Source organism: Desulforegula conservatrix Mb1Pa (assembly GCF_000426225.1).
GTDB lineage: Bacteria > Desulfobacterota > Desulfobacteria > Desulfobacterales > Desulforegulaceae > Desulforegula > Desulforegula conservatrix.
This window is the reverse complement of the sequence record NZ_AUEY01000011.1, coordinates 36,297-63,264: the sequence shown is the minus strand read 5'-3', so window position 1 is coordinate 63,264 and position 26,968 is coordinate 36,297. Positions and strand designations below refer to the sequence as shown.

Below are 26,968 nucleotides of genomic sequence, written 5' to 3'. Positions count from 1 at the left end.
GCTAAACCCACACGAACAGCTCACCAGTGTGGCTGGTTTCCTATGCGATAATTCATCACTTCAAGGGTATTGCTTATAACAACAAAAGCTTCAGGGTCGATTTTTCTTATCAGTTTTTTAAGTTCCCCGATTTCAGGAAATGTTATTACAGTATAGACGATACTCTCCTGCTTACCTTTATAGCCACCTCTGCCGTCTATGATTGTTACGCCTCTCCTGATATCACTGAGAATTTCTTCTGAAATTTCTTTCCACTTAGGAGATATGATAAAGACGGCCTTCCTCTGACTGAGTCCTGTAACTATTAGATTAACAACTTTGGAGGTAACGTATATAACTATCAAAGTGTAAAGAGATGATTCAATGGAATAAAAATAAGCAACAAGAACCAGCACAATCGAATTTACGAAAAGAATTGTGTTTCCGAGGCTTATGGAAAATCTTTTAAGGAGCATGACAGCAAGAATATCGAGCCCTCCCTGGGAACCAGACGATCTGAGGGTTATACCCACAGCAGAGCCCAGAATAATACCTGCTAGCAGAGCGTTAAGAATCTTGTCATTCAGATCTATATGTACATTAACAAAAGCTATTGAAAGACTCAGACTGATAGCTCCAATAACACTGAAAAAGAAAAACCGTCGCCCAACCGCCATCCATGCAGCAGCGAAAAGAGGTATATTAAGAACAATATATATCCATTCAACCCTCAATGAAGAAAAGCCTGAATGAATGATAAGTGCAAGTCCTGTTATTCCTCCAGCAACAAAACTATGTGGTACAAGAATTCCATTTATTGCAATTGCAGAAACTACAGAACCCGCTGCAATAAGAAATAGATTCTTTAAAAAATGTTCTGAAGAAACAAATATAATCTGAGGATTTTTTTCACTGGACATCAGTCCCTCCATTCCAGTATTTTTTGTCCCGCCGGAAGCTTGCCGCAGACAGAATTCTCATTTAAAGGTCAAGATATTTTTTGTGCTCGCGCGGAGTTATATGGGTTCTGTGCTCTTCCCACTCCTCTGTCTTGAGGCGTATATAATTATCATAGATTGTCTTCCCAAGGAAATCCTTGAGAAAATCACTTTTTTCAGCCTCGACAAGAGCCTCGTAAAGGCTCTTGGGCAAAAATCTTTCATCCCATATTTTTCTCGAGTTTCGGTATTTGTCATATGCACTCCCGCTATCAGGGTTGCCGCAATCTGTTTTTTCCTCTATCCCCTTTAACCCCATCCCTATAAAGGCTGCAAGCTGAAGGTATACATTTCCTGAAGGATCCGGACTTCTAAGTTCTATTCGTGTGTTTTGTGGACTAACTGTGTATGGAATCCTTATCATGGAACTTCTATTCCTGAACCCCCAGCTTCTAAGGACAGGAGCTTCCTTTTCAGCGATATATGCCTTGTAGGAATTATAGGTAGAAGCCATTATCACAGAGGTTTCTCTTGCATATTTGAGTATTCCTCCCATGAAATATTTTGCTTCATCGCTCAGGTTGTATTCAGCACCCTGTCTGTGAAAAAGGTTATTCCCTTCGCTATCCATCATTGACAGATGAATATGGAGTGCGCTTCTGTTTAGACTGTCAAAGGGTTTTGGCATGAATGTGGCGTAGAATCCGTTTTTCATGGCAACTTTTTTGGCAATATATGAAAAAAGGACTGTCCTGTCTCCTGCCTCGAGAGGATCGCAACATTCGAGGTTAATTTCATGCTGGGAAGGAGTCACCTCATGATGTGTTTTTTCGTAGTTTACTCCACAGCCTTGCAGAATTTTGGTTATCCGATGCCTTATTTGTCCCCCCCTGTCATGGGGCTGGGAATGACAGTATCCGGCCATGTCAGAATGGGCCTTTTTATTTACCGGCTCTCCTGTCAGCTCAAATTCATTACCTTTTAGCAAAAAGAATTCATGCTCAGGACCTGCAAGAAAACTAAATCCATAATTATTTCTTGCTTTTTCAAGAATTTTTTCAAGAATTGCTCTCGCATCTATATCTGATCTTTTACCTTGTTCATCGCAGATTTTGCCTATGAAAAATTTAATGGATTCTCCCTTGAATTCGATCTTCTTAAAACTTTCTTTCAAGGGAAAAAGAAGCCGGTCGCTATTTTCGACACTTGCAAAGCCTGCAATTGAACTTCCGTCAAATCCTATTCCATTTTTTTCTATGTTATCTAATCCCATACCATTTACTGAAAGGTTCATTGTCCTTCCGTTGAGATCACAGAAGAAAATTTTGGTGAGTTCCATGTCATGGTCTGTCATTTCAGAATAATTCATGATAGTCCTCTGTCGTCTAATTGTCAGATGGGTTTAATCTTTTATGTCCATGTCAGCGTTGATCATAAGCCAAGCTTGGTGGTCTCGCAAAAAGTCAAAAAAAGGCATCGGCGTCATGCTGGGCTTGGCCCGGCATCCAGTATATTCAGATACTTCTGGATTCCGGCCTGCGCCGAAATGACGAGAAGCGAACTTTTTGCGACCTTGCCAAGCTTAAATCTCAGAAATAATACCAGATACTTGAATAGTCATCTGGGTTTTCGCCAATTGACCTGAGTCTTGAAAGATATGTGAGAATTGGAATATCTGAACCTAAATATGAATCTCTTTTTATGATATTTTTTTCCCATGGATGGAATTCATAAACCCTTGAGCCATCTGGAAGGATAGAAATCAAATCCCTGTGCTGAAGAGCCCTTAAATAATTCTTGCCGAGTCCTGGAACATTATATACAGGCTCATCGGTTCGTCTTGTGCCTGGCATAAGACGAGACTCTTCCTTTTGCTCCTGAAGGATTCTTGCAAGCGGAACCCTGTATTCATCGGTTTCTTCCTTAGCCTTTGGAGCGAATGTATAATAAGGATCTATTCCGCATTTACGCAAAAGCCTACGAAGGGCCGAAGCCTCGAATCGCCTTGAAACATGGAAAGTAAAGACATGCTGGTTATAAACTCCTATTCCTTGTCTTTTAAGGAGTTCAACCGCTGTGACTAGTTCCGGGGTGACTTCATAAACATGCTCTATATGGGTGACGACGCAGATATCTCTTATCCCTGGTTTGCGAAATTTTCCAAGCATCTCAGCAAATTTTGCCGTAATACGCATTGGCAATGTGACAGGAGTCCTTGAGCCGATTCGGATCATTTCCACATGACGGATCAAGGATAGTCTTTCAAGGATGGACTCAATAGCCCGATCAGACATTGCAAGTGGATCTCCGCCAGTAACAAGAACCTCCTTAATTGAAGGATGATCTTCAATCCATTTGCAGGCTTCTTCTATTTTTTTCTTACCTGCCATTGAGCCGGGAGCCATTGCCTGATCTATTTCCCAGTTTCTCTGACAGTAAACACAAATCTGAGGACAGGTATTAAAAGGCTTCAAAATAACAATCGCAGGATATCTTCTTGTGACAAGATCAACCGGAGATGTATCTGCCTCAAGCATAAAATCAAATGCTGCGGCCCTGTTATCTCCGTGCGCCGCCATTTTTTCAACATAGTAAGGAGTCGGGATTACTTGTGCCCTTATTGCCATGTCCCTGCCTTTTTCAGGATCATTGTCCATAAGTGATGCGTAATAGGGAGTGACTCCAAATGGGAGACGGGCTGCAACAGCCTTTTTTACTGCTTCAAACTCAGATTCATTCAGATTCACCATTGATGAAAGCCTGTCAGAGTCTGTTATTATATTTTTGACCTGCCAGTGCCAGTTGTTCCAGTCATTTTCAGAACCTCGGGTTTTTTCAAGGATATGCCCGCGCCTTTCGTTTCTTCTGCTAACTGCATCCTCAGAAAAACCATCGTGATATCTTGACATAACATGCTCAATTTTGCCCCATATTCTGTCGAGTTCGTTGGATCTTGCAACAGCAGCTTCGCGGCCTTTCAGCCCTGTCATGGTAGACTCGTCTGGCTCAGAAGAATTGGCTAGCCCCTTTAGCCCCCTGAAAAGGTGAATGATTTCAGCATAAAAAGCTTCTGATAAATCACTTCGATCTATGCCTCTTGACAGATCCCACAGCACCTGGGTAACACTAAAACCAACCAAGCTGTCTGATCTTCTGGATAGCAGAGCCCTGAAAGCCCTGGAACAATCGCGAATTATAATTTTTTGATGATCGGTGCACCTGTTTCTGTTCTGTCCGAAACTTTCATACTGGATACCTGTTACTGAGGCATAAAGGATTGATCTTACCGACTCAAGGTCAATGCAGTCTTTGATATTACTAAGTATTGTTCTACCTTCTCTAAGGCATTCCTCCATATTGAATATGTTTAAGGTCATTTTTTACTCCTTTTCCCAGGATTTCCAATAAGGCTCATGCTTATAATATAAGGTCACAAGCTAAAAAATACCGGTTGCCACGTAAACGCGCCTGGGTCTGTACGCCACCGGTTTCTAAAATATCCACTGCACGCAAATTATATGTATAAAAAATATACAACTGGTTATAAAAGACCCACAATAATTCACATCTTCTTTATTTACAATATGTTACACTCTAAAAACAGAGATAACAGATTGATAAAATAATAAAGAGTAACTCCTTGGCAGGAATTCTTCATCTTGTTTTCACCGACAGCATTGATGGGATTTATCTATAATTTTTGTTTGAGAACCAGATAATAGGCAAGGTTCAACAATATTTATAATAGAGGGATAATCCGTTAAAAGGATTATTAATATAGCAAATATGATATTTCAGTTATTGAGCAATGCTGATTCTTATATTGATCCTGTCAAAGCATCTCCGCCACCTCCTTTTATATATATGATTTATTTAGTTTGGGCTACAGGCCAATGTCATGCATTTGCAACGCACTAATATTTTTTTAAAAAATATAATTTTATCAGTAAAAGCAATATTAATACCAACAATAGAATCAGAAGGCTGTCTGAACCCTGAGTTCCTTTCTGTATCTGTCAAGAAGAGTAGCTTTTGAGATCATTCCTTCAAAATATCCGTCTACAACGACAGGGATACTGAACAGCCCATGGTAGTCCATTAGTTCAAGTACCTTTGTGAGATCCTCATCTAAGCCGATGGTCTGAACATCTGTATGCATTATCTGATAAACAAAGACATTATCATATATAAGATCATCCATAAGATACGGTCTTATATCATTCAAATGAACCATCCCCACAAATTTTCCCGAAACCTCATCTTTTACAGAAAAATAATTTCTTCTTGTTTCTTTGAGCATTAAGACAAGCTCTCTTAGAATCATATGCTGGCCAATAACCTGACAGTCTTTTTCGATAAGTTCCATGACAGTTAGATCTGATAAGACTCTTTCATCTGTACCTGGCCTTAATAGTTTACCATTTTCCACCAAAGACCTTAGGTAAATTGATGCTGGCTCAAAAAATCGGCAAAAATGGGATGATATTGCTGAAACCAGAATAAGAGGTACTATAATTCCGTAGCCACCCGTTATTTCAACGACAAGAAAAATACCTGTTAATGGGGCCTGCATGATACCTGCAATAAGCCCCGTCATTCCTATCAGCGCATACCAGCCTTCTCCGGCCCAAATATAGCCAGGCAGTAAAAAAGAAAGAACGCGATAATAAAAAACTCCGGTAAAAGCTCCTATGACGAGGCTTGGAGCAAATATTCCTCCGCTGCCTCCCCATTCAATTGTAAGGGACGTAGCAATTGATTTAAGAAGAATATAAAAAGCAGGAAGAAACAAAAACCATATAATATAGTCTGGTCTGTCAAAATTGCCCTCGATCATCATTTGAATGCCTTCATATCCTTCACCCAGAATATAAGGATATAAGAGACCTATAACTCCGACCATCAGGCCGCCTATGGGAGCCTTGCACCATACAGGCAGCTTTATTCGAGAAGTTAATCGGCTCATTCCCCTCATTAGTCTGGTCAACAGAATTGAGGCAAGACCTGTAAAAATTGCGAGGCCAATGCAGGATACAATGTCATGAAGTTCAAAATTGAAGGCATTTTCAATGATAAAAACCGATTTTTTGCCCTTTAAAAACCATCCGGTCTGGGCTCCTGTCACAGCTGCTACGGCTATGGGGATTATATTTCTTGAGTGCCATTCTCCTATTATGATCTCAAGCGTGAAAATCATACCTGAAATAGGGGCATTAAATATGGCTGATATGGCCCCTGCCGTTCCACATCCAACAAGAATGATTCTTTGTCTGCTGTTTAATTTGAAGAGTTTCGCAATATTTGAGCCTATGGACGCGCCGCTCATTACCACGGGCGCTTCAGGCCCTGCCGATCCTCCGCTTCCAATTGTCAATGCACTTGAAATAAGTCTTGAAAGACTGCTGCGGAGCTTTAATGCGCCTCCAAACTTTGATACGCTGTAAATGACATCGGGAACTCCATGAGCGCCTTCATCCTTGAATACTTTGTACAAAACAAGAGCAGAAAGAAATGCTCCGCAAGCTGGAAAAAGAACAGAGTACCAGCCAAATGTTCCCCCATAAAGAAGCTCGGTTATGAAATGAATGGATTTGGCAAGAAAGACCGCGGCAATACCACTGCAAATTCCTGTGAAAGCACCGGCTATTATGAGAATCAGACGGTCATCATATCGCGGAAATAAAAAAAAACGTAAAAATGACTTGAATATTTTATTCATGATGATTTTTTTTGATTGGTTAACTGAAGTTCCAGGGAAGTTAGTACCGAGATGAATTCTTCGACATTTGGGCATTTTGCTATTAAATCCATGAAGTCCTTGTTTTTAAGGCAAAATGACAATCTTGACAAAAGCTGTAAATGCTTCTGGGGTGAGGAAGCAACCAGAAGAAAAATTACAGTTACTAGTTTGCCGTCTGTAGCTAAAAAATCTATGGGATTTTTTAAAAAGCATACAGTTACAAATGACTGAGGGAATATATCAGGCATTGGTTTTTGTATGTGTGGAATAGCAATTCCCATCCCCACACCCGTTGATCGAATCATCTCTCTTTCCATGATCGACTGTGCAAGTATATCTCTGGCCTCGATTCCTGAAACAGGAGCCAGACCAGATATTTTTTTAAGAACTGACTCAAGGCTGTCTGCTTCAACATTATAAAAAATCCCGCCTATCCTTACGGAATCGGAAAGGAAACGGTCTTGTTTATTCTGCAAATCATTGGCAAAAGGTGATTTATAATGATCTAATTTGAAATTTATTTTTCTGCTGGCTGCCCACTTTTGAAGAATTCTTAGATCAAATTCACAGGAGTTGTCCCTTAGAGAAACCGGGATTTTTCCCTGATAAATCCATCGTTCAAGGGTAGCCCTAGAAATTTCAAGATAATCAGCTATTTCAGAAAGATCTTTAATCATAGTGTATGACTTTCAAACTAAAGGGCACTTCTAAACTTAGTGAGTTTTGAATAACAACCTGATAAAGCTCAAAAAGTCCGATTTCAGTTATTCCAGAGAAAGCCGATTCAGCATTAACTGGAAAGAATTGATGCCGGATCAAGTCCTGCATCAAATGACACCATTTTTGCGAGTCCATACTATTTACTGGTCATTCATTTTTTTATTAGCACCTTAAACGCCTAAAAGTACAGATTGATCTGTAAAGATAAATTTGTCTGGCATCGGCTTTGATTTGTTTTCCTTATCATCCTAAGCCTGCAGAATCGTTTTCCCTCATTTCATTTTTGAAAACGTCTCAAATGCTGGACCACAAAAAAAGACGGTGGTATCTGGATCTTCTGATGGCTGAAGAAGGTCAATGTTTGGCCGAAGATAAGCCAAGGTGCATTCTGCGACTCCATCAAATATTGGGATACAGAAATAAACAGAGCTAAATGATTTCCCATGTTCATTATTCAGGCGGTCTGGCAGATTTCATCCTGAACAAGAGAATGCCTGTTTTTCTCTTGATCCTTGTGGAGTTGATCCTGCTCTGAAAATATACTGGGTTGGGTATGATTGCCGCAAGGGTCGCAGCCTGGAACGCATCTATATTTGATGACGACTGTCTGAAATAATACTGGGATGCTGCCTCAATCCCGAAAATCCCTTCTCCCCATTCTATAATATTAAGGTAAATTTCGAGGATCCTTCTTTTAGCCATCATTTTTTCTATCATGAATGTGATGATTGCTTCCTCAATTTTGCGAAGCGGATTTCTGCTTTTTGAAAGGAAAAGATTCTTTGCAAGCTGCTGGGAGATTGTGGAGCCCCCAGCGACTATTCTGCCTTTTTTCAGGTTTTTTTCGAAAGCCGTCTGAATTGCATCCCAGTCAAACCCTTCATGGGAAAGGAATTTGGCGTCTTCGGCGGCAATCACGGCCTTTTTGATGTTCTGAGATATTTTTTCGTAGGAAATCCAGGTGTGTTTCAATTCAGCCCGGGTATTTTTCTCCTGCATTTCATCAAGACTGTTTTCCATAAATGCGCTTGATTTGGGATTAAATTTGATGAACCACAGAACCTTGGAAAAAATCCAGAAATGATATGAGAAAACGAGGAAAACCAGTAATAGAAAAAAACGAAACTTTTTGTTTTTTGTCAGGCGCACTTATTAAACCCCGGGCCTTTGATAGCAATTACAAAAACCTGCAAACGATTAATAAAGCTTTTCCGAAAGAACTATGGCTTCAGCCACTTCCCTTATGGGCTTTCTCGTGTTCATGCTGTGTTTCTGAATGGATCTGTAAGCATCCTGGCCTGAAATGTTTTTTCTCATCATGATGATTTCCTTGGCCTTTTCCACTAGCTTTCTCGTCTCAAGCTCTTCCTGTATGACCCTTGTCTTGACGATCAGTTCCTGGTTGTATATTGCCACAGCCGCCTGGTTGGCGACCGCAGTGATCATGTATATCTCATTTTCCGAAAAGTCATGCGGTTGTTCCGTGAAACAGTTGAGTACGCCAACCACATGATCATTTTTTACTGTTAGCGGAATGCCCAGCATAGAAATGAGATTCAGCTTTCTGGCCATTTCCTTTTCTTTGAATAAAGGCTCGTTCAGGACATCTTTTATGACCATGGGCTTTTTTGTGGAGGCGACATGGCCCACAACACCTTCATTCATGAATATCGCCCTGTCTTTGACGTATTCCTGATCAATGGCCTGGGTCGCCTTGAGCCTTATTACGGGATAATTTTCCGACTCATCCACTATCCACAGGGAGCAGATTTTAAGACCTGCAACCTGGGCGGTAACCATAACAATAAGCTTCAACAGATCCTCAAGGTAGAGATCAGAGTTTATGGCTCTGCTTATATCCATCAATGCCTTAATGTATTTGTCTCTGGTTTCCATGGCATACCTTTATGATGAGCTGTTTTTTAAGTATCTGAGTAATGACAAGACCGCAAAAAGCCGGAGAATATAAACAGAATCATGCCGGACTTGAACCAGCACCCGGTATTTGAGTGTATCCTGATTCCGGCAATATTGCTGAAATAAGGCAATCGTAGGGAGCGTGGCGCTTTTCCACGCACCGTCTGCGTCAAGCAAATGGTGCGTGCAAGGACGGCACACACCCTACAGAAAATCGCTAATTCATTAACATTGCCGTCATTCAGGCTTTCTGCCTTGCCTTTTTCGCTGAGCCATCATGCTTGAGGGGCTTTGCAAAAATGAACTCCATTTTTATCAGAAACTACTATTTCGTTTTTTTTCTTGGGAGCATTCCTTCATTCATATTGACCTGATCAGCATAATAACCTGTTTTATCGATGGAAATAAAGAATTCTTCAGCACCGGTCGAAGGTTTAAGAGCCTCAAGCTTCACGCCGGAAGGGCTTGTCTGGTCAATTATGTCGCTTGACATGCCCATTAGCATCTTTCCTGCCGCCACATTCCTCTGCTTGTAAAATGTTAGCTGCTTTTTGTTTTCTTCCAGGGATCTGTTAAAATCGGCCTGATTCTTTTTTTTATCAGACTGGCTGCCTTTTTCTTCAAGACATATGCCAGATGTCGAAACAAGCAGAACCGACAACATGGAAATAACGATTATCCTGTGTGATATCTTCATAAATACAGCCTCTTATCTTTTCTTTCTCAATTCATATTGAATTTTTTCGAGCAGCGAGTGTGTAATTCTTCCATTCACCGGCATATTGGCCTTGGCCTGGAATTTTTTTACTGCCTGTATCGTTTTTTTACTGATCTTTCCATCCGCCTTTCCAGGATCGTATCCAAGCTGAAGCAGACCTGATTGAACGCTTCTAACAAGGGTGCTGTTACCTGTGGGTATCTTGAAAGATTTTGAAGATGTTGACTTCGGATACATTATATTTACTTCATAAAGCATATCATCCGGAACTGCATATCCGGCAGTCTTTGCATCATTAAACCATTTTGTCGCAAGATTGGCGTCCTTTTCAACACCCAGCCCCTTTGCGTAAAGGCATCCGAGGGAAAACATGGCAGCCGGATTTTTCTGTTCGGCCTCTTTTGAAAGATATTCAAAAGCCTTTTTTTCGTCCTTTGGAATACCTCTTTTTCCTGAAAGATACCATGCAGCGGCAGTCATTCTGGCCGGGCCGAAATCATGATCCGCAGACTGAAGAATGTACTTGGCGGCTTCCTTGTCATTTTTGGCTATGCCCTGGCCTTCGGCAAGCATCTGGCCCAGCCTGTATTGGGCGGCGGCATCTCCGCCATCGGCAGCGGATCTATATTTTTCGGCCGCATCCTTGTAATTTTTAGCCGCAAAGGCCCTGTCTCCTGCCTCCCTGTCCGCGCTTGTATTCAGACCATGCACAGATGCGCAGCCTGACATGCAGATGATTAATAAAATGAACAGTGCATGTTCCCACGTAAAACCAGTTTTCATCTTTTTCTCCTTGCTGTTTATGCCTTGCAGATTCCGGAGAGGTTTTATCTTTTTTCCTGTTCAATATCAATGCCGGACTCGCAAAAAAATCAGAAAAGGGCTTCAGCGTCATACCGTACTTGATCCTGCACCGAGTATTTTCAAATATTTATGAATTCCGGCCTGCACCGAAATGACAGAAAACGGACTTTTTTACGATCTTGTTATCAATGAAATTCCTGAAAATTTTGTCACAACCATTAAACACTGCCAGTTTCAGCAAAAATCTGATATTTCTGAGCTTTGTTTCGGATGGGCAGGCTTCATGAAAAAATAGGATCCTGCCGTGAAAAATACAATCATCAGGAGATTAGTACCCGTGCCTGTTCCTAAATATTTTTTTAAAGATGACTGTGCAATAATGGATTTTTTCGAGGGCGAGCTTTCAATAAGAATCCATAATTTTGAGGACTCCGCAAAAACATCAGATGCACTTTATCCTGATTCTCCTGATTTCAGAAAAAGAATGGCTGCGGCTTTTACATCAAGCGGATTCATAGCAAGAACCCTGGCAAGACATCCTTCCATAATCTCTGACCTTGTCGAAAGCAGAGATCTTGATCAAAGCTACGAAACTGACAGACTTTTTGAGACGGTCAAAAAGATCAGACTCTGCTCAAAAAACCAGGATGATCTTGGTTCAAATCTCAGAAAACTAAGGGCAAGGGAATATGTTCGGATAGCATGGCGGGACATAAACGGTCTTGCGGATCTTGACGAGACCCTAAGGGACCTGTCTCTTCTTGCCGAAGCCTGCGTGGATCAAGTCTGCGAATTCATATTCGGTGAGCTTGCCCTAAGATATGGATATCCCAAAAGATCAGACGGAAGAATTCAGAAACTGCTTGTTCTTGGAATGGGCAAACTTGGTGCAAGGGAGCTTAATTTTTCTTCGGATATTGACCTGATTTTTGCTTATCCTGAAAATACATGGGTGAATGAAGACATCACCTCTGACGAATTTTTCACAAAGCTGGCCAGATCATTCCTCAAGGTTTTTGCTGAAAACAGCCCGGAAGGTCTTCTTTTCAGGGTTGACATGAGACTCCGGCCATATGGCGACGCAGGCCCCATAGTAATGAGCTTTTCATCCATGGAAGATTATTATCAAACCCAGGGACGGGAATGGGAAAGATACGCACTCATAAAGGCAAGGGTAGTTGCTGGCCAGCCCGATGATGGTGAAGAGCTGACGGACATGCTCAGGCCTTTTGTCTACAGACGATATTTTGACTACAGTACCTTCGAGGCCATCCGTGATTTAAAGAAAAGCATTGCTTCAGAGGTTCAGAGAAAGCAATTGAGCAGAAATATCAAATTAGGCGCTGGCGGAATCAGGGAGATCGAATTTTTCGGACAGGTATTCCAGCTTTTAAGGGGTGGTGTGGAATCCGAGCTTCAGGAAAGAAGCATATTAAAAATCCTGAAAATTCTTTCTTTAAGAAACTATATTCCTGATTCAGTACGACAGGAACTTGAGTCAGCGTATTATTTTTTCAGAAACCTTGAACACAGGATCCAGCAGGTGGAAGACCGTCAGACCCATGATCTTCCTGAAAACGAGCTTGAAAAGCTGAGAATATGCATTGGCATGGGCTTTTCAGATTACGGGGATTTTTCCGAAGTTCTCGAAATTCATCAGGCAAAGGTACACAATCATTTCAGATGCCTTCTCGGCGGAGAAAACGGGGAAGAATCAGACATCTGCGCTAAAACAGAAATATTCGAAGGCATATGGCAGCATCCCGAAAACAGGGACGCAACCATGGAAATCCTCGGAAATACAGGCTTTAAAGACCCTGAAAATTCATTCTCCAACATCATATATATAAGGGAACTTTCATTAAAGCAGGCCGGGGAAAAGGGGAAGCTCAAACTTGACAGGCTCATGCCGACTCTTTTGAAAAAAATATCAGAATCAGATTTCCCTGATACGGCTCTTTCACGAATAGCGGATCTGCTAAAGGCCATCATGCAGAGAACCTGTTATATTGCCCTTCTTCAGGAAAACCTGGTCTCTGTGGACAACCTCATCAAGCTGGCCAGTGCAAGCCCCTGGATTGTAAATTTCCTGAGCAGGCATCCAGTTCTTCTTGATGAACTGCTTGATCCGAGAACTCTTTATTCTCCGCCGTCAAAAGAAGAGCTCAGGGAAGATCTTGGCTACAGACTCGGTCAGATAGATGACGAGAATATGGAACTTCAAATGGAGACATTATGTGTTTTCAAGCAGTCCAGAATACTCAGAGTGGCAGCGGCAGATATAACAGCGTCCTATCCCCTGATGAGGGTCAGTGACCATCTGACTGAAATTGCTGAAACCCTTCTTGAAACGGTTTTAGAACTGTCTTTCAGGCAGATTGCAAAAAGGCTCGCTGCTCCTGAATCTCTTGCCATTGTCGAACCTGCCATAAATTCCTTTGCCATAATTGGATACGGAAAGCTCGGAGGATTAGAGCTCGGATATGGTTCGGATCTTGATATCGTTTTTCTGCATCAAGGCGAAGGAGAGTACTCCAAGGGATTCGACGGAATAGACACCTCTTATTTTTTCACCCGCGTTGCCCAGATAATGATTCATTTTCTTACGACTCACTCCAATGCAGGCACCCTGTACGAAGTTGACACAAGGCTCAGGCCAAGCGGAAGTGCGGGCGTGCTCGTAAGTCATATCAACGGCTTTGAGGACTATCTTCTGAACCAGGCATGGACGTGGGAACATCAGGCCATTGTCAGGGCGAGGGTTATTGTCGGAGGAAAAGACATTTCCGAAAGATTCAATGACATAAGAAAACGAATTCTCTGCATAAAAAGAGATGTTCCAAGCCTTAAAAAAGAAATTACGGAAATGAGTGAAAAAATCAGAACCCATAACAGAAAAAAGCCGGTCTCTGGTTTTCATCTTAAATATGATAAAGGAGGGATAGTGGACATAGAATTCTTTGTTCAGTATCTCGTTCTCGCATATTCAAACGCCTATCCTGAAATGTCTATCTGGACGGACAATGTAAGAATTCTCGAAACAGCTGCAAAAACAGGCATCATATCAGAAGAAACTTCCCTCTGTCTCAAGAAGGCTTACCTTTCTTACAGAATTGAAGTGCATAAAAGAGACCTGCTCGGTCTTGATCACGAAGTCGAGGAAGACATTTTCTCGGAACATAGAGCATTTGTCATTAAAACCTGGAATGAATATTTGTAGCTTCACAATAAGAAAAGTAGCGGCTGTGCTTTTTCCGGCCTTTTTATAATGATGGTCTCGCAAAAAAAGGTTTCAGAGTCATGCCGGACTTGATCCTGCATCCAGTACTTTCATTTGCTTCCTGTTCCCTGGATTTCGGCACAAGCCGAAATCCAGGTTTCACGTTGGCAATCTCTCATGGTAAAGCCCCCTGACTTACACAAGAGGATAAAAACAGGTCTAAAAACAACAAAAATGTAACTGTATTTTTCAAGACTCTTACCCCCCACAAAACATAACAGTCAAAATCATTTAAATTCAGTATATTATAAAAAAGATTAAAGACTGGCACATTGCATGGTTGTTTATTGGATTTATGAATAATAGCTTCTGAAAATTTTTTTTATGTTTTTGAGAACGCTTTTATGCCCAGGACTCCCATATTTGTATTTTTTTAAATTAATTTATTACAAATTTGTTGATGACACACTCGAAGCACCGGCATAATTCATATTTATCACAGATAATAAAGTCGACTTTAAAAATTTTATTTTTTATTAATTAAGCATGTTACATATTAAATATCATAATACCAAAGCAAAGGGCACGCTAATTGCTTTTAAGATATACAGAAAAAGGACGGGGCTATGGACGTAAAAGTAAACATACATGCAAAAGCAGCGGGCAGACTCAAGGAAGACCGGGAAAAGCTGATTTCCCGTTTCAGCAGAATTCCTTCCTCAGAGTTTCTCATGAAGCACACAGAGCTGATAGACAGCTACTTCATGGAATGCTTCGAAAAAAGCCTGGCTGGCATGAACATGGGCATAAGCAAAAGGCCCTACGCCATAATAGCCCTTGGTGGTTACGGCCGCGCAGAGCAATGCGTCCGTTCGGATGTTGATGTCCTTTTTCTTTTCAGAAATGAAGTGCCAAAGGAAGCTGTAGAGCTGATCAGGGAAATGATTTATCCGCTCTGGGACATGGGAATGGAAGTCGGCCATTCCACAAGATCCATAAAAGAAAGCATCAATATGGCCCAGCAGGATCTTGAATTTCTTACATCAATATTGGACGCCAGATTCATATGCGGCATGTCCCCTCTCTTTACGGAGGTGATGGAAAAAATTCATGAGAAATGCGTGAGGCCTCAGCAGAAGACGTATCTCACAAGACTAATAGACTCTGCTGCTGCAAGACATCTTCAGGCGGGGGATTCGGAAGGAGTGCTTGAGCCAAATCTCAAGAACGGTGTAGGCGGACTCAGGGATTATCACTCCATAATGTGGCTTGGGAAAATCAGATTCGGACTCAAGCTTCAGAGAGATCTCGAATATTACGGACATCTTTCGAATGAAGAATTTGAAAGACTCGGTGCAGTCCTGGAATTCATATGGAAGGTCAGAAACAATCTTCACATAATTACAGGCCGGAAATGTGACCAGCTTTATTTTGAGCACCAGGAAAGACTGGCCGAAGCCATGGGCTTTAAGCCAAAAGCGGGAGAAAAGGCGGTGGAGAGATTTCTTGGTGAGCTCCACTCTGCGATGGACACAGTAAAGCAACTTTACCTGATGATTGTTTCGGAATCTGTTCCTTCAAAACGCTTAAGCCTTAGAAGGACTTTTCCAAAGAAATGCAAATGCCCTGATCTTGTTATAAACAGGGAAACCTTAGGATTTGCGTCTTCTGAGGATGTACTCAGAAACAAGGAGCTTCTGATCCAGATTTTTCATGAAAGCGCTGTTTCAAAGATCCAGATAGGAACAGAAGCCAAAAGAATCATCAGGGAGTTCGGATATCTGGCTGATCAGTTTTACCTTGCCGATCCTGTAAGAATGAAGATGTTCGAGAAAATATTATCTGTTCCGGCAAAAGGATTCAGCGTGCTGAATGATATGCTCAGCACAGGTTTTCTTGAAAGGATAGTACCAGAGCTGAAAACCATAAGACACAGGATTCAATACAATCAGTATCACATACATCCTGTGGACAGACATTCGGTAAATACGGTTAATATCCTGGCATCCTTTGGTGAAGACAAGGAAAGCAACCTGAAATCAGATATTTTCAAGACCCTCAAAAGTAGGCCTGCTCTTTTCTGGGCAGCTTTCCTGCACGACATAGGAAAAGGAGTGGCGTCTCCGACCCATTGTGTGGAGGGGGCTGAAATTGCAAAAAAGATTCTGACAAGAATCGGATACAGAACATCCTTTATAGAAACAGTTACCTTTCTCATTGAAATGCATCTGTTTCTTATACAGGCCGCCACCAGAAGAGACATAAACGATGAGGAAACGGCTGTGTTCTGCGCCATGAAGATAAGAGACCCGGAGAGACTCAAGATGCTCTACCTTCTGTCTGTAGCAGATTCCATGGCGACCGGGCCGAAGGCATGGAACACCTGGACGGCAAGCCTTCTCAGGGAGCTTTTCTTCAAGGTCATGAACACAATAAAAACGGGCGAAGTGATCTCTGCAAGGGCGATCAAGAACCTGGATGCAAAAAAGCTGACAATACTCGAGGCGTGGCAAAATCTCGGAGGACCGGACATAAATCCGGAATCTTTCATAAATCAGATATCCACAAGATACCTGATCAGCACGCCTGTCGAAAATATAATGAAACACCTGAATCTTTATTCCGAAAGGCCCCAGGGGGATTTTCTCTGGGATGTTGATATTAAGGAAGGATCTGAAGTCAGAACGGTTACAATAATGGCAGAAGACCGTCCGGGCCATCTTTCAAGTGTTTCAGGTGTTTTCACTCTTAACGGAATAGACATTCTCGATGCCCAGGCCTATCCCTGGCCTAAAAACACAGGTCTGAGCATCTTTACGGTAAAGGCCCCGCCGGACATAATTTTTGAGTCCGAAAGATGGGACAAGGCCAGGGAAAATCTAAGAGCCGTTCTTGCCGGAGAAAAAAATATTGAGGAGGAGCTTGCAAAGCGTAAAAAGCCCGCCCTCAAAATCAACGGCTCTTCAGGAAAAAACTGGAGCGTAAGAATTGACAGCGAGTGGTCCAGTTTTTTCACAATTATTGAAGTAACTGCCCATGATGCTCCTGGGCTTCTATTCTGCATCACGCGTGCGCTTCATATTTGCGGACTCGATGTTGCGGTAGCCAAAATTGCCACCAGGGTCGACCAGGTAATGGACATTTTTTATGTTCGTGAACCTTCCGGAGGAAAAGTGGCTGATTCAGAAACCCAGGAGAAGATACGCAGTGAAATAGGCCTTGCGCTTGATAATTTTTTTGAAATCGGGAGTTAGGGCTACAATGTGTTTCATTTTTAAAACCTATTATTTGGGGGTGCAATCATGATCAATTCCGGAGATACCGCGTTCATGCTTATTTCGGCTGCCCTTGTCATGTTCATGACACCGGGTCTGGCTTTATTTTACGGTGGACTTGTAAGATCAAAAAATGTTCTTTCAACCATTCTCCAGAGCTTCATATGCCTTGGACTGGTTTCAATTATCTGGCTCGTTTATGGATATACACTTGCATTCGGGCCGGATGTGTCGGGTTTCATAGGAAAGCTTGACTACCTGTTTCTTAAAGGAGTGAGTATGACGGCTCCCATGGTTGATACACAGACTATCCCACATATTCTGTTTTGCGCGTTTCAGCTCATGTTCGCCATCATAACTCCAGCTCTTATCACAGGAGCATTTGCAGAGCGAATAAAATTTTCTGGATATCTGCTTTTTACAGGACTTTGGGTGACATTCGTTTACCTGCCCGTATGCCACTGGGTATGGGGCGGAGGCTGGATCGGAGCAATGGGCGCTCTTGACTTTGCGGGTGGCACAGTAATCCATATCAACTCTGCATGCGCGGCGCTTGTGTCGGCGATTGTAATTGGAAAGCGCAAGGGCTGGGGAACAGAACCTATTATTCCACATAATATAGGAATGAGTGTTCTTGGTGCGGGAATTCTCTGGGTTGGCTGGTTCGGATTCAACGCAGGAAGCGCCTTAGCTGCCAACGGAGCGGCTTCCATGGCTCTCATGACAACACATCTTGCGGCAGGATGCGCGGCCTTCTCGTGGATAGTCATTGAATGGTTAAAGCATGGCAAGCCAACCACCCTCGGCGCAGCTTCAGGCGCGGTTGCAGGCCTTGTTGCCATAACTCCCGGAGCCGGCTTTGTCGACCCCATGGGTGCAGCCATAATAGGCATAGTGGCAGGTGTAATTTGCTGCCTTGCAATAGGACTTAAGACCAAGTTCGGATACGACGATGCTCTGGATGTAGTTGCGGTTCATGGAGTAGGTGGATTCTGGGGATCTCTTGCGACAGGTATCTTTGCGGTCGAGGCTGTTGGCGGCAAAAATGGCCTTTTATACGGAAATCCAGAGCAGCTGTGGATCCAGTTTATATCAAATGTTGCGGTTATTGCCTTTTCTCTGATAGTGTCCTGGATACTGCTTAAAATTGTAAGCGTCACAACAGGACTCCGTGTAAGCGAAGAAGACGAGGTTCAAGGTCTGGACTTATCCCAGCACAGCGAAGTCGGGTATATCATTTAATATGACTTGGCAGAGTCTGTAGGTTGATAACGGATTTCCACGAAAGGAGAATACAAATGAAAAAAATTGAAGCGATTATCAAGCCATTCAAGCTTGATGACGTAAAGGAAGCGCTCAACAAGATAGGCGTTCAGGGAATGACCATTACCGAAGTAAAAGGTTATGGACGCCAGAAAGGACACAAGGAAATCTACCGTGGTGCTGAGTATGTAGTAGATTTTATCCCTAAGGTCAAAATAGAGCTTGTTGTTGATGATGAACAGTCTGAAAAAGTTGCGGACGCAATTATCAATGCGGCACGAACAGGCCAGATTGGGGATGGAAAAATTTTCATACTTAATGTAGAAGAGGCGGTTCGTATCCGTACCGGAGAAAAAGGCACAAGCGCAGTTTAATTTTAACTGACTGTAAAATTTCTAAAGTCAGGACTATAGAACAGTTTATCTGAAGTGGTCATGAAGAGGTATCCGCTCATACTTATGAATGATCGAAAGAAGTCTGAATAAATCCTGGCCCAGAAACAGCTATCGAAGACAGATCTGTTTGTAACGCCCTTCTGCCCGGACCCGGGCTCCGGGCAGAAGGGTTTTTGAAATAAAACCAGTAAAAAGGAGTTAGTCACGTGACACCACAAGAAGTAATCAAATTTGCTAAGGACAATGACGTTAAGGTAGTTGATGTCCGCTTTACAGACTTCATGGGTACCTGGCAGCATTTCACTGTTCCTGCCAGCGATCTTACAGAAGATTTCTTTGAAGCAGGTCGTGGTTTTGACGGATCCAGTATTCGTGGATGGCAGAATATCGAAGCCAGTGACATGATAATCATTCCGGATGCAAAGACCGCGAAGATCGACCCATTCTTCAAAGACAAAACCCTTGTAGTTCTTGCTGACGTTGCAGATCCTATCACCGGCGGAAAGTACAACAAGGATCCACGCTACATTGCAATGAAGGCTGAAGCTTATCTCAAGAGCACCGGCATCGGCGACACCTCTTTCTTTGGCCCAGAACCGGAATTCTTCATTTTTGATGACGTTCGCTTCAACTCAGGCCCTAACTTTGCATTCTATCAGCTTGATTCTTGTGAAGCGGCTTGGAACAGCGGAAGAGAAGAAAATCCGAACCTCGGATACAAGATCCGTCATAAAGAAGGCTACTTCCCGCTTCCTCCTGCGGACAAGTTCCAGGATATCCGTAACGAAATGATGATGACCCTCGAAAGTCTCGGCATAGTTATGGAATGCCAGCATCATGAAGTTGCTACTGCGGGTCAGTGCGAAATCGACATGCAGTTCAACACCCTTCTCGAAATGGCTGATCAGCTCTGCTGGTACAAATATGTTCTCAAAAATGTTGCATACAAGCACGGTTACAGCGTAACCTTCATGCCTAAGCCGCTTTTCGGCGATAACGGCAGCGGTATGCACGTTCATGCAAGTATTTGGAAAGACGGCAAGCCTCTCTTTGCCGGCGACAAATACGCAGGCATGTCAGAAATGGGTCTTTACGCAATCGGTGGTATTCTTAAGCACGCCAGAGCGATCTGTGCTTTCACCAACCCTATCACCAACTCTTACAAGCGCCTTGTACCTGGCTATGAAGCACCAATCAACCTTGCTTATTCAAGCCGTAACCGCAGTGCTTCAATTCGTATTCCAATGTATAACTCTTCTCCAAAGGCAAAACGTCTTGAGTTCAGAACTCCTGACCCTTCTTGCAACGGATATCTCGCATTCTCTGCGATCCTTATGGCCATGCTTGACGGTATCCAGAACAAGATTGATCCTGGTCAGCCAATGGACAAGAACATCTATGATCTTCCACCAGAAGAGCTTGCGCTTATTCCTTCGGCTCCGGGCGATCTTGAGGAAGCTCTTAATGCTCTTAAGGCAGATCATGAATTCCTTCTCAAGGGTGATGTTTTCACAAAAGAAGTTATTGACACCTGGATTTCCTACAAGATGGAAAAAGAAGTTTCGGCTGTCAGAAGCCGTCCTCATCCGCACGAATTCTTCCTGTACTATGACATCTAATCTGTCATACGCAGAATAAACTGGAAAACCGGCTCCGAAAGGGGCCGGTTTTTTTGTTTTACGCCCAGTTAATCACCCAGCAGTTCGCATCGCCTATAGATAAAACTATAAAAGGCTACAGAAGTTCTCAAACATCTCGAGAATTAAAGATTTTATGTTAATTAATGTTTTTCTGCGGTAATCAAACTTGAGGGCAAGACAATGACAGATATCATTAAATCGATCAGGGCTATTATGATAAGGACCTTATTCTTTTTATTGTGCGGATGTGCAACAACAAATATCCGACCGATAGGAGAGAAAAGTATCACCAGAGTTGATCTGCCCGAAAAAAACCGTTTCGCAGGCATAACATTCATGCTCAAGAAAGTACCAAACCAGGAAATTGTCTTCCTGCTTTCTCAATCATACCCCGAAGCTTATATAGTTATTTCTGCATATGATGCCGATGCAGCCACAGTGTTTTATGACTCAGACACAGCATTCATGAGCAAGCCTAAATCATGTTATATTGCAAAAAAACATACGCTTGCCCCTTATCTGATCTTTCACAAAAAGAAGATGATTGCCTACCACAGACTTCCTGAGGAATTTATAGATGAATCTGTTGTTAACCTTGAATGGGAAAAAATTTCTGGGTCTGAAGAAAAAAACATTGATACAGAAGTTTCAAGCTCCTACGGACTTGTTTATAATATCTTTTCCAGACTTACTTTAATTGATTTTACTGGTCTAATCGGTCCCATACCACCTTTGCCAAGAATGGATTATTGGGCTAAAGATGCGGTTAAGATTGATTCTCAGAGCTTTTCCCAAAGATATATTCCATCTGTAAATGCGTCCCATTTTTTGTTTTCCGGAGCATTTGTTGGTCTTTGCGCCTTACCTATTACTGATGTTGGACAAGGAGCTATTATAAACAGCCCGACTTTAGGAAGTTCAGCATATGCTAATACAATTTCGAGGGCATTTAATGATCTGCAAAATCTTTCTCCTTGTCCCGAAAGCGCCAAAACAATCAGACAGAAGAGCTTTGATTCGATGTATGCACGGGAAGGATTTAATGTTTCCAGATACAATCCCAAAGTTAAAACAGCGTGTTTAATATCCGGTGCTAACGAACTGACTCTTTATTTTTGGGAAAGCACATCACACACCGAAGATTGTAAAGACACAATATATGAGAACACATTCAGAGAAATATTCATTAAAGGAGAAAGGGTGGAAACCCCAAAAGTACCCGATTGATTTCTAACTATTTTATGTTCACTATGAGAATGCATTCATAATTAAAATAGAACCGCCCTGCCTGAAAATCAAAAAATATTATCAATCAAACAAAATACACGCTCATAAAAAACCTTGATTTTAAATATAACGCTGTTATTTTAACATCGTTATTTTAACCGGAGATCAAAATGCCAAAAGCGCCGATGGCCCAGGAAGAGGTCGAACAGATAAGGGCCAGGATCCTGGATACTGCCCTGGAAATTATTATAGAAGAAGGATTCAAGAGCCTGAGCGTAAGGAAAATAGCCTCAAGACTCGGAATCACGGCCACAACAATATATAATTATTACAAGAACAAAGATGAGCTTAACCTGATGATCAGGATGAGGGGATTTGAAAAACTTCATGATCTTCTTACCTCAAGGGCAGGTCAGTTTGAAGATCACTTGGATCGTCTCAAGGCCATGGTAAAGGCTTATGTCGAGTTTGGGCGCAATTTCCCGAGCTATTACGACATAATGTTCAATCTCCATACGCCCAAATATCTTGATTATGTGGGAACAGACATAGAGCCAGTGGCTTTTCGGGAAAAAGAAAACGCCCTCAAATGTCTGGCTCTTTTCATAGAGCCTGTTAACGCATGGCTGCCAGGTGACGGGGAATCGAAAGACCGCTTTGTTCTTCATCAGATTGTGAGAATTTGGCCGGAACTTCATGGGATAGTCACTCTTTACAACAGCAGGCTTTTCCATGAAGTCATGGATGATGTTGATGCTTTTGTTGAAACAAGGACAGACGAGCTGATCGAACGTGTGATGGTCATGAAGAAGCGTATTGATATGGGTGAGTTGAGTTATTGAGGCTCAACGTCGGATTACGAGCAAAGGGCGCTCTAATCTGACCTACGAATCAAAAATTTCCCCGAGGTGAATCATGCCTGTAGTAAGCCAGCCAGGAAAAAAGAGTTTTACGGACAAAATGGCTCATCTGTTTTTCAGATTCATAGCCATGAACTTCAATGCCAGAAAGTCTTTGAAGAGATATCTGAAATCTGAAGACGGATGGCTGAACTTCACATTTGCTATAAAAACAGAAAATGGCAGCGTGGAGCAGAGCATCTTTTTTAAGAACGGGCGAGTGCATGTGATCGCCGGAATTTCTGAAAAGCCGGACGCCATGCTGGTATTCGTTGATGAAGAGGCTGTCAAGGAGGCTGCTGTAAATCCTCCGAACAAGCTGATGATGGCCCTCATGGAAAACAGGATGCACACCGTCGGAAACATTGGCTATCTCCAGCTTATGAATTTTTATCTTTCTCTTGTTTTAAAGCCTGTTCAGATCTCAAAGCTTAAAAAAGAAGCTTCTATCGGAAAAAGAAATTTTGATCAGCAAAAGGCTTCGGAATTGAGTCTTGAAAGACGAAAAACTCCGCAGCTCAAGGCTGGGTCACAAGATATAGGAGTCCTTTTTCTCAAGGATTCATATCTTTCTGAATACAGTCTCGATGATTTTCCAAGACTTAAGGAATTTCTTGCAATCCATCTTAAGACAAGACCCTCCATCTGCCATGAACGTCCTGAGATTCTGACAAGATGGTACAGGGAGAACGGATTCGAAAAAGACCGAAGCGGAGCAGCCATTGTTCCTGAACTCCGTCAGGCCATGGGGTTACGTTATCTCATGGAAAACAGAAAACCCATTATCAGAAAAAATGACCTCATCGCAGGCACGACCACAACAAAGGAAATTGGTGTCGTGCTTTATCCAGATGCCCACGGAACCATGATCTGGGGGGAGCTTCTGACAACTCCTCACCGTCCTTTAAATCCCTATGATGTCGATCCTGAAACCATAAATATTCTTCACGACAAGGTTTTTCCTTTCTGGGTGAAACGTAATTTCAGGGAATGGGTGAGGGAGAAAAAGGGATATCCTGTGTGCCAGAAGCTGGACGAGAGGTTCGCTGCCTGCTTCCTCTGGAAGACAGTGGCACTTTCCCACACGATAATAGATTTTCCAAAAATACTGAAACTTGGCACAAGGGGCATAATCTCAGAGATCGAAAAGGAGATGGTTGAAACCAATGAATCCAATAAACAGAAAAGAGACAGCCTGCTCGCCATGGAAATCTGCCTTGAAGGGCTTGTAAGCTACGCAAGAAATCTTTCGAAAGAAGCAAAAAAGCTTGCTGATTCCGAAGGCAACAAAGAACGCAGACAAGAGCTTACGCTTATTTCGGATATCTGCTCAAAGGTTCCTGAAAATCCATGCACAACTCTTGATGAAGCAGTTAATGCCATGTGGATAATATGGGTTGGTATTCACATGGAAAACACAAACGCCGGTTTTTCCCTCGGACGTCTGGATCAGTGGCTTCAACCCTATTTTGTATCTGACTTGGAGAAAATCACGAATCAAACTGAACGCGAAGCATACGTGAAGCACGCCATAGAGCTGATCGGATGCTTTTATATGCGCTGTACCGACCATCTTCCGCTCATACCTGACATTGGCAATTACCTGTTCGGAGGAAGCTCGTCAGATCAGGCCATAACCCTTGGAGGCTTAACACCTGAAGGAAAGGATGCGGTCAATGACATGACCTATGTCTTTCTAAAAGTTACAGAGATGCTCAGTATCCGAGATCCAAATGTAAATGCCAGATACAGCAGGGAAAAGAACAGCATGACCTACCTGAAACGGCTGTGCGAGGTGAATGTCAATACAGCTGCCACTCCTTCGATTCATACGGACGAGGTTGTCATGTCCTCTCTTGAATCAAAAGGATACAAGCTTGAGCATATGCGGGACTGGGCCGCCACAGGATGCGTCGAGGCAACTATTTGCGGAAAACACATGGGACACACCAACTGCATGATGTTCAATATGGTGGCAGCATTTGAAATGGCTCTCAATAACGGGCTTCATCCCCTGATGCGCTGGAATCTTGGCCCAAAAACCGGAGATATAAGCAAAGGCGATTTCAAAGACTATGAATCATTCTTTGACGCATTTGCAACCCAGCTCCGTTTTCTCGCAAGCCTCACATGCCAGTATAATAATTATCTCGGAGAGGCTCATCAGGCTTTAAGGCCTACTCCTTATATATCATCCATGATCGGAGGCTCCATCAAGAGCGGCATGGATGTCACAAAAGGCGGAGCTCTATACAATTCTTCGGGAACGGCATGCATAGGCCTTGCAGACATTACAGATTCTCTCATGGCCATCAAAAAGCTGGTTTTTGATGAAAAAAAGGTGACTTTTCCTGAAATGCTCGAAGCTGTAAACACCAATTTTCAAAATCACTCAGCCCTTCTTGCTATGATAAAAACAAAGGTTCCTCTTTTCGGTTCCGGAGACGCAGAAGCCCTTGCCACCGCAAACAGGGTAACAAAGCTCGCCCACGACTGTTTTGAAAGCCACACCAATTACAGGGGCGGGAAATATGCTGCCGGATTCTGGTCAATGTCCAATCATGTGGCCTTCGGAACCCTCACAGGTGCGCTTCCCTCTGGCAGGCTAGCGGGAAAGGCCTTTACTCCCGGACTCACACCTGAAGCCCATGCATCGAGGAGCATGCTCGCAAACATACGCGACGTTGCAGGGCTTGATCCGAAAAACATGAGCAACAACATAGCCTTTAATTTAAAGGTCGTGCCATCTTCAAACGACAGCCACCAGAAGACCGTGGACAATGTAGCTGCTTACGTAAAGGCATACAGCGATCTCGGAGGCATGCAGATGCAGCTCAATGTGGTTTCCTCGGAAACTTTGCGGGACGCGATGGAGAATCCCGAAAATTACCAGAATCTGCTTGTTAGAATTTCAGGATACAATGCCTATTTCGTGACCCTGAACAGGGATATGCAGATGGAGCTTATTGAGAGGGCTGAATTTGGCCTGTAGCTCTATTCATCGAATAATATTAAAAATGATAAATGATCCGCTTTTTTGAAAAAGCTTGGCAAAAAACTTATGGTTTTGAAGCTCGTTTATTGAAAGTTCATCAACATCAAGACCTGAAAGTTTTTGGGAAAGGTTTGGAAAACACTTTTTACAAAAAGGGTTTTCCAAGAAAAAATCCATGTTTCATTTGCAGAGCGCTCTTAAGAAATATGCTCTGCCGAGACCGAAATTAATGAGTGAAAATAATGATAAATTGCCACTGATCCTCGACATTAAGGCCAACTCTCTCGACGACGGCCCAGGAATCCGCTCTGTTGTTTTCTTTAAAGGCTGCCCGCTTTCCTGCGTCTGGTGCCACAATCCCGAGAGCAGAAAAGCCTCTCCTGAAATCGCTTTTGATACTGAGAAGTGCATTGACTGCGGATCATGCAGGGATCTTTGCACTGAAAAGGCTCTTTCCCAAAAGAATGCTTTTTACGTTGACCGGAAAGCATGCAAGCTCTGCTTCAAATGTGCGGATTCCTGCCCTTCGGCAGCCCTTGAGATGGTCGGAAAGCCCATGAATATTGATGAAATCCTCGCAAAAATCCTTCCTGACAAGCCGTTTTTTGATGTTTCGAGTGGCGGGGTGACTCTCTCAGGAGGTGAGGCGACCCTTCACATGGAATTTCTTTCCGAACTCCTGAAATCTTTGAAGAAAAATGGAATCCACAGCCTGCTCGAAACCTGCGGATTCTTTGATCATGAAAGGTTCATGGAACTTGTTTATCCATATACAGACTCGATCTTTTTTGATGTGAAAATTATGGACAGCATGGATCACAAAAAATTCTGCGGACTGCCCAATGAAAGGATTCTGGATAATTTCAGACAGATTGCAAGAACTGCCAGACTCGATGGAAAGGCTTTTTTGCCAAGAACTCCCCTTGTCCCGGATATCACGGACACGGAAGCAAATATCAAAGCTGTGGCCGCATTTTATAATGAAACAGGAATAACCGAGGCTGCCCTTCTTTCCTATAATCCTCTCTGGCACGACAAAAGCCGGAAGATGGGTGCGGAAAATCCTTACGTGAACAACACTGCCATGACTTCATTTTCGGATAAGACGGTCATGGAGAGATGCAGACGAATTTTTGAAAACAAGGGGATAAAAGTATTTGAGTAGAATTTTTGTTTTTGTAGGGTGCTCAGGCTCTAAGGCCTGCGCACCATTTTGCTGGTGCGCAAACCTTCCGGTT

General features: G+C 42.7%; 19 protein-coding genes. 10 read left to right on the top strand and 9 right to left on the bottom strand.

Translation table 11 applies throughout. The features are described 5' to 3' along the window. Positions 1 to 20 precede the first annotated feature (20 nt). The 9 genes from K245_RS0106505 to K245_RS26420 all read right to left on the bottom strand — a co-directional run bounded on the left by K245_RS0106505 (position 21) and on the right by K245_RS26420 (position 10,795). The gene (locus K245_RS0106505; RefSeq protein ID WP_027358643.1) at positions 21 to 899 is read right to left on the bottom strand and encodes a YitT family protein; all 879 of its coding nucleotides are present in this window, start codon (positions 897 to 899) and stop codon (positions 21 to 23) included. Positions 900 to 960: 61 nt separating this feature from the next. Continuing rightward, complete coding sequence (locus K245_RS0106500; RefSeq protein WP_027358642.1) at positions 961 to 2,286, bottom strand: glutamine synthetase family protein; 1,326 nt, start codon at positions 2,284 to 2,286, stop codon at positions 961 to 963. 220 nt (positions 2,287 to 2,506) lie between these two features. Beyond that, positions 2,507 to 4,294, bottom strand: a complete 1,788-nt coding sequence (locus K245_RS0106495; RefSeq protein ID WP_027358641.1) for a KamA family radical SAM protein — start codon at positions 4,292 to 4,294, stop codon at positions 2,507 to 2,509. A 599-nt stretch (positions 4,295 to 4,893) separates the two neighbouring features. Beyond that, positions 4,894 to 6,636: a chloride channel protein gene (locus tag K245_RS0106490; RefSeq protein WP_027358640.1), complete on the bottom strand. Its 1,743-nt coding sequence runs from the start codon at positions 6,634 to 6,636 to the stop codon at positions 4,894 to 4,896. Further along, positions 6,633 to 7,334, bottom strand: coding sequence for a PTS sugar transporter subunit IIA (locus K245_RS0106485; protein WP_027358639.1), 702 nt, complete (start codon positions 7,332 to 7,334; stop codon positions 6,633 to 6,635). The genes K245_RS0106490 and K245_RS0106485 overlap by 4 nt, the downstream gene beginning before the upstream one ends. A gap of 493 nt (positions 7,335 to 7,827) precedes the next feature. Next, positions 7,828 to 8,526 carry a monofunctional biosynthetic peptidoglycan transglycosylase gene (gene mtgA / locus K245_RS0106470; RefSeq protein WP_027358638.1) on the bottom strand — a complete coding sequence of 233 codons (699 nt, stop codon included), beginning with the start codon at positions 8,524 to 8,526 and terminating at the stop codon, positions 7,828 to 7,830. A 48-nt stretch (positions 8,527 to 8,574) separates the two neighbouring features. Beyond that, on the bottom strand, positions 8,575 to 9,273 hold the full coding sequence (locus tag K245_RS0106465) for a GAF and ANTAR domain-containing protein (RefSeq protein ID WP_027358637.1): 699 nt from the start codon (positions 9,271 to 9,273) through the stop codon (positions 8,575 to 8,577). 346 nt (positions 9,274 to 9,619) lie between these two features. Further along, positions 9,620 to 9,991, bottom strand: coding sequence for a hypothetical protein (locus K245_RS0106460; protein ID WP_027358636.1), 372 nt, complete (start codon positions 9,989 to 9,991; stop codon positions 9,620 to 9,622). A gap of 12 nt (positions 9,992 to 10,003) precedes the next feature. Further along, positions 10,004 to 10,795 carry an SEL1-like repeat protein gene (locus K245_RS26420; RefSeq protein WP_027358635.1) on the bottom strand — a complete coding sequence of 264 codons (792 nt, stop codon included), beginning with the start codon at positions 10,793 to 10,795 and terminating at the stop codon, positions 10,004 to 10,006. 172 nt (positions 10,796 to 10,967) lie between these two features. On the opposite strand from K245_RS26420, the gene K245_RS27630 reads away from it, so the two are divergent. The 10 genes from K245_RS27630 (at position 10,968) to K245_RS0106400 (ending at position 26,895) form a co-directional block, all read left to right on the top strand. Continuing rightward, complete coding sequence (locus K245_RS27630) at positions 10,968 to 11,111, top strand: hypothetical protein (protein ID WP_156906715.1); 144 nt, start codon at positions 10,968 to 10,970, stop codon at positions 11,109 to 11,111. A gap of 9 nt (positions 11,112 to 11,120) precedes the next feature. Continuing rightward, positions 11,121 to 14,036: a bifunctional [glutamate--ammonia ligase]-adenylyl-L-tyrosine phosphorylase/[glutamate--ammonia-ligase] adenylyltransferase gene (gene glnE / locus K245_RS23360; RefSeq protein ID WP_156906714.1), complete on the top strand. Its 2,916-nt coding sequence runs from the start codon at positions 11,121 to 11,123 to the stop codon at positions 14,034 to 14,036. A gap of 626 nt (positions 14,037 to 14,662) precedes the next feature. Then, a complete protein-coding gene (glnD, locus tag K245_RS23355; RefSeq protein ID WP_051283928.1) occupies positions 14,663 to 17,290 on the top strand; it encodes a [protein-PII] uridylyltransferase in 2,628 nt (875 codons plus the stop codon). 48 nt (positions 17,291 to 17,338) lie between these two features. Continuing rightward, entirely contained in the window at positions 17,339 to 18,553 is a 1,215-nt protein-coding gene (locus K245_RS0106435; protein ID WP_232223802.1) for an ammonium transporter, read from the top strand. 56 nt (positions 18,554 to 18,609) lie between these two features. Then, positions 18,610 to 18,948 carry a P-II family nitrogen regulator gene (locus K245_RS0106430; RefSeq protein ID WP_027358633.1) on the top strand — a complete coding sequence of 113 codons (339 nt, stop codon included), beginning with the start codon at positions 18,610 to 18,612 and terminating at the stop codon, positions 18,946 to 18,948. Between the two features lie 227 nt (positions 18,949 to 19,175). Next, positions 19,176 to 20,588, top strand: a complete 1,413-nt coding sequence (gene glnA / locus K245_RS0106425) for a type I glutamate--ammonia ligase (RefSeq protein ID WP_027358632.1) — start codon at positions 19,176 to 19,178, stop codon at positions 20,586 to 20,588. A 201-nt stretch (positions 20,589 to 20,789) separates the two neighbouring features. Further along, positions 20,790 to 21,836 carry a hypothetical protein gene (locus K245_RS0106420; RefSeq protein ID WP_027358631.1) on the top strand — a complete coding sequence of 349 codons (1,047 nt, stop codon included), beginning with the start codon at positions 20,790 to 20,792 and terminating at the stop codon, positions 21,834 to 21,836. A 170-nt stretch (positions 21,837 to 22,006) separates the two neighbouring features. Beyond that, positions 22,007 to 22,678, top strand: a complete 672-nt coding sequence (locus K245_RS0106415; protein WP_027358630.1) for a TetR/AcrR family transcriptional regulator — start codon at positions 22,007 to 22,009, stop codon at positions 22,676 to 22,678. A 73-nt stretch (positions 22,679 to 22,751) separates the two neighbouring features. After that, positions 22,752 to 25,727, top strand: a complete 2,976-nt coding sequence (locus tag K245_RS0106410; protein ID WP_035276632.1) for a pyruvate formate lyase family protein — start codon at positions 22,752 to 22,754, stop codon at positions 25,725 to 25,727. A 232-nt stretch (positions 25,728 to 25,959) separates the two neighbouring features. Then, positions 25,960 to 26,895, top strand: a complete 936-nt coding sequence (locus tag K245_RS0106400) for a glycyl-radical enzyme activating protein (RefSeq protein ID WP_027358628.1) — start codon at positions 25,960 to 25,962, stop codon at positions 26,893 to 26,895. Positions 26,896 to 26,968 lie beyond the last annotated feature (73 nt).

What these genes read in the sequence shown, in the direction of transcription:
- K245_RS0106410 (WP_035276632.1), top strand. Translation starts at nt 22,752, where the DNA reads ATGCCTGTAGTAAGCCAGCCAGGAAAAAAGAGTTTTACGGACAAAATG.
- K245_RS0106485 (WP_027358639.1), bottom strand. Translation starts at nt 7,334, where the DNA reads ATGATTAAAGATCTTTCTGAAATAGCTGATTATCTTGAAATTTCTAGG.
- K245_RS0106430 (WP_027358633.1), top strand. Translation starts at nt 18,610, where the DNA reads ATGAAAAAAATTGAAGCGATTATCAAGCCATTCAAGCTTGATGACGTA.
- K245_RS0106415 (WP_027358630.1), top strand. Translation starts at nt 22,007, where the DNA reads ATGCCAAAAGCGCCGATGGCCCAGGAAGAGGTCGAACAGATAAGGGCC.
- K245_RS0106420 (WP_027358631.1), top strand. Translation starts at nt 20,790, where the DNA reads ATGACAGATATCATTAAATCGATCAGGGCTATTATGATAAGGACCTTA.
- K245_RS0106465 (WP_027358637.1), bottom strand. Translation starts at nt 9,273, where the DNA reads ATGGAAACCAGAGACAAATACATTAAGGCATTGATGGATATAAGCAGA.
- K245_RS0106460 (WP_027358636.1), bottom strand. Translation starts at nt 9,991, where the DNA reads ATGAAGATATCACACAGGATAATCGTTATTTCCATGTTGTCGGTTCTG.
- glnD (WP_051283928.1), top strand. Translation starts at nt 14,663, where the DNA reads ATGGACGTAAAAGTAAACATACATGCAAAAGCAGCGGGCAGACTCAAG.
- K245_RS27630 (WP_156906715.1), top strand. Translation starts at nt 10,968, where the DNA reads ATGACAGAAAACGGACTTTTTTACGATCTTGTTATCAATGAAATTCCT.
- K245_RS26420 (WP_027358635.1), bottom strand. Translation starts at nt 10,795, where the DNA reads ATGAAAACTGGTTTTACGTGGGAACATGCACTGTTCATTTTATTAATC.
- K245_RS0106490 (WP_027358640.1), bottom strand. Translation starts at nt 6,636, where the DNA reads ATGAATAAAATATTCAAGTCATTTTTACGTTTTTTTTTATTTCCGCGA.
- K245_RS0106400 (WP_027358628.1), top strand. Translation starts at nt 25,960, where the DNA reads ATGAGTGAAAATAATGATAAATTGCCACTGATCCTCGACATTAAGGCC.
- K245_RS0106505 (WP_027358643.1), bottom strand. Translation starts at nt 899, where the DNA reads ATGTCCAGTGAAAAAAATCCTCAGATTATATTTGTTTCTTCAGAACAT.
- K245_RS0106495 (WP_027358641.1), bottom strand. Translation starts at nt 4,294, where the DNA reads ATGACCTTAAACATATTCAATATGGAGGAATGCCTTAGAGAAGGTAGA.
- K245_RS0106435 (WP_232223802.1), top strand. Translation starts at nt 17,339, where the DNA reads ATGATCAATTCCGGAGATACCGCGTTCATGCTTATTTCGGCTGCCCTT.
- K245_RS0106500 (WP_027358642.1), bottom strand. Translation starts at nt 2,286, where the DNA reads ATGAATTATTCTGAAATGACAGACCATGACATGGAACTCACCAAAATT.